The 6,392-nt window shown below is 71.4% G+C and carries 7 protein-coding genes; 5 read left to right on the top strand and 2 right to left on the bottom strand.

All coding sequences use genetic code 11. The annotated features are described in order from the left end of the window. Nucleotides 1–195 precede the first annotated feature (195 nt). A complete protein-coding gene (locus ABTZ89_RS33930; RefSeq protein WP_502949638.1) occupies nt 196–1,128 on the bottom strand; it encodes an EamA family transporter in 933 nt (310 codons plus the stop codon). Between the two features lie 156 nt (nt 1,129–1,284). On the opposite strand from ABTZ89_RS33930, the gene ABTZ89_RS33925 reads away from it, so the two are divergent. After that, nucleotides 1,285–2,847: an alpha/beta hydrolase gene (locus ABTZ89_RS33925; protein ID WP_270947947.1), complete on the top strand. Its 1,563-nt coding sequence runs from the start codon at nt 1,285–1,287 to the stop codon at nt 2,845–2,847. Nucleotides 2,848–3,193: 346 nt separating this feature from the next. After that, the gene (locus tag ABTZ89_RS33920) at nt 3,194–3,724 is read left to right on the top strand and encodes an AAA family ATPase (RefSeq protein WP_351052532.1); all 531 of its coding nucleotides are present in this window, start codon (nt 3,194–3,196) and stop codon (nt 3,722–3,724) included. A gap of 4 nt (nt 3,725–3,728) precedes the next feature. On the opposite strand, the gene ABTZ89_RS33915 is transcribed toward ABTZ89_RS33920, so the two are convergent. After that, complete coding sequence (locus ABTZ89_RS33915) at nt 3,729–4,496, bottom strand: DUF4389 domain-containing protein (RefSeq protein ID WP_351052530.1); 768 nt, start codon at nt 4,494–4,496, stop codon at nt 3,729–3,731. A 100-nt stretch (nt 4,497–4,596) separates the two neighbouring features. Here ABTZ89_RS33915 and ABTZ89_RS33910 point away from each other — a divergent pair, with 100 nt between their 5' ends. The 3 genes from ABTZ89_RS33910 to ABTZ89_RS33900 form a co-directional block, all read left to right on the top strand. Then, nucleotides 4,597–4,896 carry a hypothetical protein gene (locus ABTZ89_RS33910; RefSeq protein WP_351052527.1) on the top strand — a complete coding sequence of 100 codons (300 nt, stop codon included), beginning with the start codon at nt 4,597–4,599 and terminating at the stop codon, nt 4,894–4,896. Nucleotides 4,897–4,972: 76 nt separating this feature from the next. Further along, nucleotides 4,973–5,392, top strand: coding sequence for a peptide-methionine (R)-S-oxide reductase MsrB (msrB, locus tag ABTZ89_RS33905; protein WP_351052524.1), 420 nt, complete (start codon nt 4,973–4,975; stop codon nt 5,390–5,392). A gap of 156 nt (nt 5,393–5,548) precedes the next feature. After that, nucleotides 5,549–6,392, top strand: an 844-nt coding sequence (locus ABTZ89_RS33900; protein ID WP_351052522.1) for a hypothetical protein, incomplete at its 3' end; no start/stop codon positions are given.

Below are 6,392 nucleotides of genomic sequence, written 5' to 3'. Positions count from 1 at the left end.
GGCGCTGCAGGAGGTCGTCCGGCGGGTCGGGGAGGCGGGGCGGGGCGCCGGTGAAGTGCGCGAACCCGTCGGCATGTCGGGTCCCGACACGCCGGGGAACCACAGTTTCAATTGAAACTGCGGAACCCAGGCACGGCGGATCACAGTTTCCATTGAAACTGTGGTCCACGTGGTGGGACGCGGGCGGTTGGCGGGTCAGTTGGCGCCGGTGTCCTTGGGTTCGTTCTTGGTCGTGCTGACCGAGCCGACCGAGGCTGCGACGACGCAGGCGATCGCCACCCACTGCCAGGCGCCGAGGAGTTCTCCCAGGACCAGGAGGCCCGCCAGGGCCGCTACCGCGGGTTCGAGGCTCATCAGGACGCCGAAGACGCGCGGGGGCATCCGGCGGAGCGCCTCGAGTTCGAGCGAGTACGGGATCACCGAGGACATCAGGGCGACCATCAGACCCGCGACCAGCACGGCCGGGTGCAGCAGCGACGTTCCCGCCTCGGCGATGCCGAACGGGGCCGCCACCAGCGCGCCGAACGCCATGCCCAGGGCGAGGCCGGAGCCGCCGGTGGTCCGGCTGCCGAGCTTGGCGCCGACCAGGATGTAGCCGGCCCACAGGGCACCCGCCATGAGCGCGAAGGCCACGCCGACCGGGTCCAGCCCGCCCTCGACCCGAGACAGCAAGAACACGCCCAGCCCGGCCAGGACCGCCCACACGACGTCCAGCTTGCGGCGCGAGCCGATCACCGCCACGGCGAGCGGACCGAGGAACTCGATGGTCACCGCCGCACCCAGCGGGATCCGTTCGAACGCCTGGTAGATGCAGACGTTCATGCCCGCCAGCACGGAGCCGTAACCGGCCACCACCAGCAGCGTCTTGCGGTCCATGCGCAGCGACGGGCGCCAGACCGCCAGCAGGATCAGCGCGGCGAACGACAGCCGCAGCGCCACCACACCGGACGCGCCCGCCATGCCGAACAGCTGCTTGGCGAAGGCCGCGCCGACCTGGAGGCTGACCACGCCCACCAGCACCAGCATCGGCGGCGGGATCGCGCCGAGCGCTCGTGCCGAGGCATGTCCCAAGCTGAACGACGGTCGCCGGCTCGACGATGCGCCCGAGATGGTCTGCGCGACGTGCACGATGCCCCTTCGCAAGTCCGAGTTCGCCTACCGCCGCACGTTAACCCGGCGCCGTCGGGCAGCCCACCGAAATGTCAGGGCCCTCACCGGCGCCTCACCTCGATCATGCGATGCTGACCGGGTTCAGCCACCGCGCTTCGCCGACGAGGAGTACCCGTGCCGCGCACCACTCATCGTGCCGGGGCCGTGCTGCTGCCGTTGCTGCTGGTGGTCCTCGCGGCGTGCTCCGCCGGCCCGTCGGACCGCCCGGCGGTCGCCTTCCAGGACGGCGACCAGCAGGTGGCGCCCGCTCCGCAGCCGCCGAAACCGGCGCCCGTCCCGGGGCTCGGCGGCCCCGCCGACGACATGCTGAACTGGTCGGACTGCACCGCCCAGACCCGCGATGAGCTGGGCGGCGCGCTGCCTCCCGGCCTGACGGCCGAGTGCTCGCAACTGCTGAGCACGCTCGACTCGCCGGAGGCCCCGGAGCGCGGCACCGCGCGCAACGCGCTGATCCGCATCGGTTCCGGTGAGCGGGTGCCGCTGGTGGTGGTCGGTGACATCGGTGGCGAGCCCGGCACCACCTTCGCCGCGCGGATGGCCGCGCAGCTGCCGCAGCTGCTGAACACCTTCGACATCATCGGCATGGACCGGCGCGGCACCGGCGAGTCCGATCCGGCCGACTGCGTGCCGCAGCCGCAGCGCGAGGACATCGTCGGGTTCGACGCGCGCGCCACCGACCGTACCGACCTGGACCGGCTGCTGGACTCGGTGCTGCGCGCCAGCCAGGAGTGCCTGCTCGACCTGGACGAGCGGCTGCAGGCCTACGACACCTGGCGGGCCGCCTCCGACCTCGAAGAGCTCCGCCTGGACCTGGGCGTGCCGAAGCTGCACGCGATCGGCCGCGGCGAAGCGTCCCGGCTGCTGACCACCTACGCCGAGCGGTTCCCGACCTCGGTGGGCCGGCTGGTGCTGGACGGTGCACCGGACCCGACCCGCGACGCCATCGGGCAGGCGGAGCTCCAGGCGCAGAGCGCGGAGAAGGTCTTCGACGTGTTCGCGGCGGACTGCGCCAGCCGTGGCTGCCCGCTGGGCCCAGAGCCGCGCAAGGCCGTCAGCGATCTCGTCGAGCGCACCCGCAAGGACCCGCTGGCGGCTCCGGGGGCCTCCGTCGGCAGCGGCCGCGTGGTGCAAGCGATCCTGCTGGGTCTGGCGGACCGCAAGGGCTGGCCCGAGCTGGCCGACGCGTTGGCCGCGGCGAACCGCGGTGATGGCGCTGGGCTGGCGAAGATCAGCGCGCCGCTGGTCACCGCGCAGGGCGCCAACCCGCCGTGGCTGGACGGCGAGCTGATCACCAGCTGCAACGACACGACGCTGCGGGTGCCACCGCAGCGCGCCGGCGAGCTCGCGACGGACTTGGTGAGCAGGTTCCCGCTCTTCGGCGGTGCCGCGGCTCAGCGGCTGGTGTGGTGCGGGTCGTGGCCGGTCCCGCAGCAACCGCTGCCCGCTCCGCGCCGCCCCGACCTGCCGCCGATCCCGGTGATCAGCACGGCGAACGACCCGGTGGTGCTGGAGTCCGGCAGCGAGCACCTGGCCGAGCAGCTGCCGACCGGTGTGCTGGTGCGCTGGCAGGGCGCCGGGCACGGTGCGATCGGCCGTTCCCAGTGCGCCACCGACGCCGTCAGCAAGTTCCTGCTGCAGGGCGCCGTCCCGACGGACGGCATGGCCTGCCCGGAGTGATCCCGCAAACACCCCGGGCAGACCTGCGCCGCTCAGCCGCAGCTGGAGCAGCAGCCACAGGACGGACCGCTGCAGCTACCGCAGCAGCTGCAACCGCCCTTGGCTTGCGGAGCGCGCTCGACTTCGGTGCGGACCATGTTGGCCTCCCGCTTCGTGGGGAACACAGCACGTGCGATGGTGCACGCCAACGGAGCAACGCCGACACCGCTGCCCGAGCGAACCGGCTTGCTCCTTCGAGCTGCTCGGGACCCATCAATCCATTGCAATCAGTAGCGGGTGTCGAGAACGCTCCCGGCGAATCCGGCATGCGGGTGAAATGATCAGCTCCTTCGACCGGAGGAGCCCCATGCTCGACCGCGCCATCCTGCTGATCACCGGCATCCAGGCCGCCGGGAAGTCGACGATCGCGCAAGGCATCGCCGAACGCCTGCCCCGCTCGGTGCACCTGCGCGGCGACACGTTCCGCCGCATGGTGGTCGGCGGCCGCGAGGAGATGGCGGCGACGCCGTCCGACGAGGCGCTGCGCCAGCTGCGGCTGCGGCACCGGCTGACCGCGCAGACCGCGGACGCCTACTTCACCGCGGGTTTCACCGTCGTCGCGCAGGACGTCGTGCTCGGCGAGCACCTGACCGAGCTGGTCGAACAGGTCCGCAGCCGTCCGCTGCTGGTGGTCGTGCTCGCCCCGGACGTCGAGGCGATCGCCGAGCGCGAAGCGGGTCGCGGCAAGGCCGCCTACGGCACCTTCCAGATCGCCGAGCTCAACGAGGTGCTGCACGAGCGCACACCACGACTCGGCCTGTGGCTGGACACCTCCGACCAGACACCGGAGCAGACCGTCGAGGAGATCCTGGAGCGCTGGACGGAAGCCGTCGTCTGAGGCGCTAGAACGCCCACTGGTACTCCTGCTCGTACATGTACTGCTGCTGGTAGGTCGACTGCGCGGCACCGTCGGCGAGCAGGCCGAGCACACCCAGGACGATGAAGGCGATCAGCAGCACCCTGCCGCCCTTGGACATCACCAGCGGGCGCGTGCCGGGCGACTGGCGCGGCGGGTTCTCCTCGGCCTTCGCCTCGCCGAAGAGCTTGCGCGGGTAGGCGCCGGTGAGCAGGTAGAAGTAGGCGTTCGTGCGGAATGCCCAGCGCAGCACCGCCGCGGTGGCGTCGAACACCGGGCGCGGGGTGCGGCCGAGGACCAGCACGATCAGCCAGATGAAGAACGCCAGCACGGCCCAGCCGTGGCCGACGACGGCGCTGACCACCGCCGCCGGGATCACCAGGACGAGCCGGAAGAACACCGCCAGCCGGTTCAGCTCCCCCGGCCGGACCTCGATCCGGACCGGGTAGTCCGCCTGCTCCACCAGGAACGGCGGGTACCGGTCGACGAGCAGCAGCTGGGACGCCGCCACGCGCGCTTGGTAGCCGACGAAGAGGGTCAGGAACCCGGAGATCCAGTCCGGCAGGCGCCCCAGGAACAGCGCGGCGAACCAGCCGATGATCGCCACCACCCCGGCCGCGATCGAGACGAACCACAGCACGATGAAGTGCGGGATCAGCAGCAGGATTCGCAGCAGGACGGTCCAGCGCCGCTGCCGCTCGGGCGGCGTGACGTCCAGCTCCGGGCGGAACAGGTCCGGTGGCTGCGCGGTCATCGTCGCCTCCTGTCCTAAGTGGATCGGGCTGGAGGTTACCCACCAACGCGGTAATCGGCAGATCGTCCGCAGCGCGGCGGCGAGGCGATACGGTGGCGCCGTGGAGCGCGGCGAACCGGACGACCAGACCGCTCATCTCAGCGACGACCTCGACGGGCTCGACCCGGAGGATCCCGAGGTCCAGGCCTTCGCAGCGCACCGCGACCGGATGCGCCGGCCGAACGCCGACGCCACCGTCGAGGGCATGCTGCGCGGCGTGGACGACTTCGCCCAGAGCGTCAACCGCACCGGCGGCCACCGCCGCCTCGTGGCCGTCGCCGTGGTCGCGCTGATCCTCCTGGGCGTCCTCTACGCGGTCTGGAACGCCCTGGCCTACGTCATCGGCACCTTCACCGGCTGAACCGCCGGCGGTGGTGTTCGACTCGATCTGATCCCGCGACTGTGCAGTTGATCTTGAGTCGGATTAGCGTGGACGCATGGATGCAGGGACGCCGAAGGTGACCAAGACCGACGCCGAGTGGCGGGAGCAGCTCAGCCCGAACGAGTACGCCGTGCTGCGCCAGGCCGCCACCGAACCGGCCTGGCAGGGCGAGTACGTCGACACCAAGACCACCGGCATCTACGAGTGCCGCGGCTGCGGAGCGGAGCTGTTCCGCAGCCAGACCAAGTTCGAGTCGCACTGCGGCTGGCCGTCGTTCTACGACCCGGCCGACAGCGACGCGGTGATCCTGCGCGAGGACCGCTCCCTCGGCATGGTCCGCGTCGAGGTCCTGTGCGCCTCCTGCCACGGCCACCTGGGCCACGTGTTCGAGGGCGAGGGCTACGCCACCCCCACCGACCAGCGCTACTGCATCAACTCCATCGCCGTCCGCCTGGCGCCAGAAGCGGAGGCGTGAGCGGAAAGCGGACTCCGACGACCGCGCGCCCGGATCGGCCTACCCGGCCTCGATCGGCCGCGGCGGTGATCGAATGCACGAGCAGATGCCGAATCGCAACGTGAGATTGTCCTCAGCCGGGTCAGCGGATCAGTCCGCTGTGTCAGCGTTTGGCGCATGAGTTGGGAGCACGTGGTCACCTGGGTCGCTGCCGGGCTGGCGATCGTGGCCGTCGGGGTCGCCGGGTGGCAGTTGGTGCTGGCCCGCCGCGAGGCCCGCGAGGCCGGGAAGCAGGCGGAAGCGATGCGCCGCCTGGTGACCGCCGCCGAGGGCCAAGCGGAGAAGGCCACGAAGGCGGCCCAGAACGCTCGCGCGCAGTCGGAGCGGGCCTGGGAGCAGGTCAAGCTGGCGCAGAGCCAGCTGGAGGAAGCTCGGGAGGAGCGCAGGACCAGCACGCAGACCGAGCAGTGGGAGTGGGCGTACGCGATCACCACCAGCGCCCGCGAGCTCGTGGACAGCAGCCAGGAGCTGATCCGCACCGCGATGGACGGCCAGGTCGCGCCGCACTACCGGGTGGCCGCCGACCGGCACTACCGCCAGACCGCTCAGCGCTGGCAAGAGACCATGGTCAAGGCGGTTGCGCGCACGTCGCCGCCGCTGGAGACGCAGCAGCAGATCGTCCGGTTCGTCGACGTGCACCAGCGCCTGCACGGTCACCTCGGCGTGCTGCTCCGAGCCGTCGAGACCGACACCCTGTCGCAGGGCGACGCGCTCAGCAGGCAAGTCCTGGGGCTGCGCCAGGAGTTCAACAGCGTGCACCGGCACCTGCAGCGCACCATCAGCGCGAACCTGTCCAAGCCGGACACCGCGCAGGCGAACCTGCCCGGCGGGGACACGCCGACCCAGGCGAACCTGCCCAAGCCGGGTGCACCGACCCAGGCGAACCCGCCGGTACCGAGCACGCCGACCCAGCAGATCGCCCAGCGGAACGACCGCGCGGGGTCGGTGCCGCCAGGTGCTC

The organism is Saccharopolyspora sp. NPDC002686 (genome assembly GCF_040295745.1).
In the GTDB taxonomy this organism is placed as follows: Bacteria; Actinomycetota; Actinomycetes; order Mycobacteriales; family Pseudonocardiaceae; genus Saccharopolyspora; species Saccharopolyspora oryzae.
The sequence above is the reverse complement of the archived record's forward strand: the minus strand, read 5'-3'. Positions and strand labels throughout refer to the sequence as shown.

What these genes read in the sequence shown, in the direction of transcription:
- ABTZ89_RS33920 (WP_351052532.1), top strand. Translation starts at nt 3,194, where the DNA reads ATGCTCGACCGCGCCATCCTGCTGATCACCGGCATCCAGGCCGCCGGG.
- ABTZ89_RS33915 (WP_351052530.1), bottom strand. Translation starts at nt 4,496, where the DNA reads ATGACCGCGCAGCCACCGGACCTGTTCCGCCCGGAGCTGGACGTCACG.
- msrB (WP_351052524.1), top strand. Translation starts at nt 4,973, where the DNA reads ATGGATGCAGGGACGCCGAAGGTGACCAAGACCGACGCCGAGTGGCGG.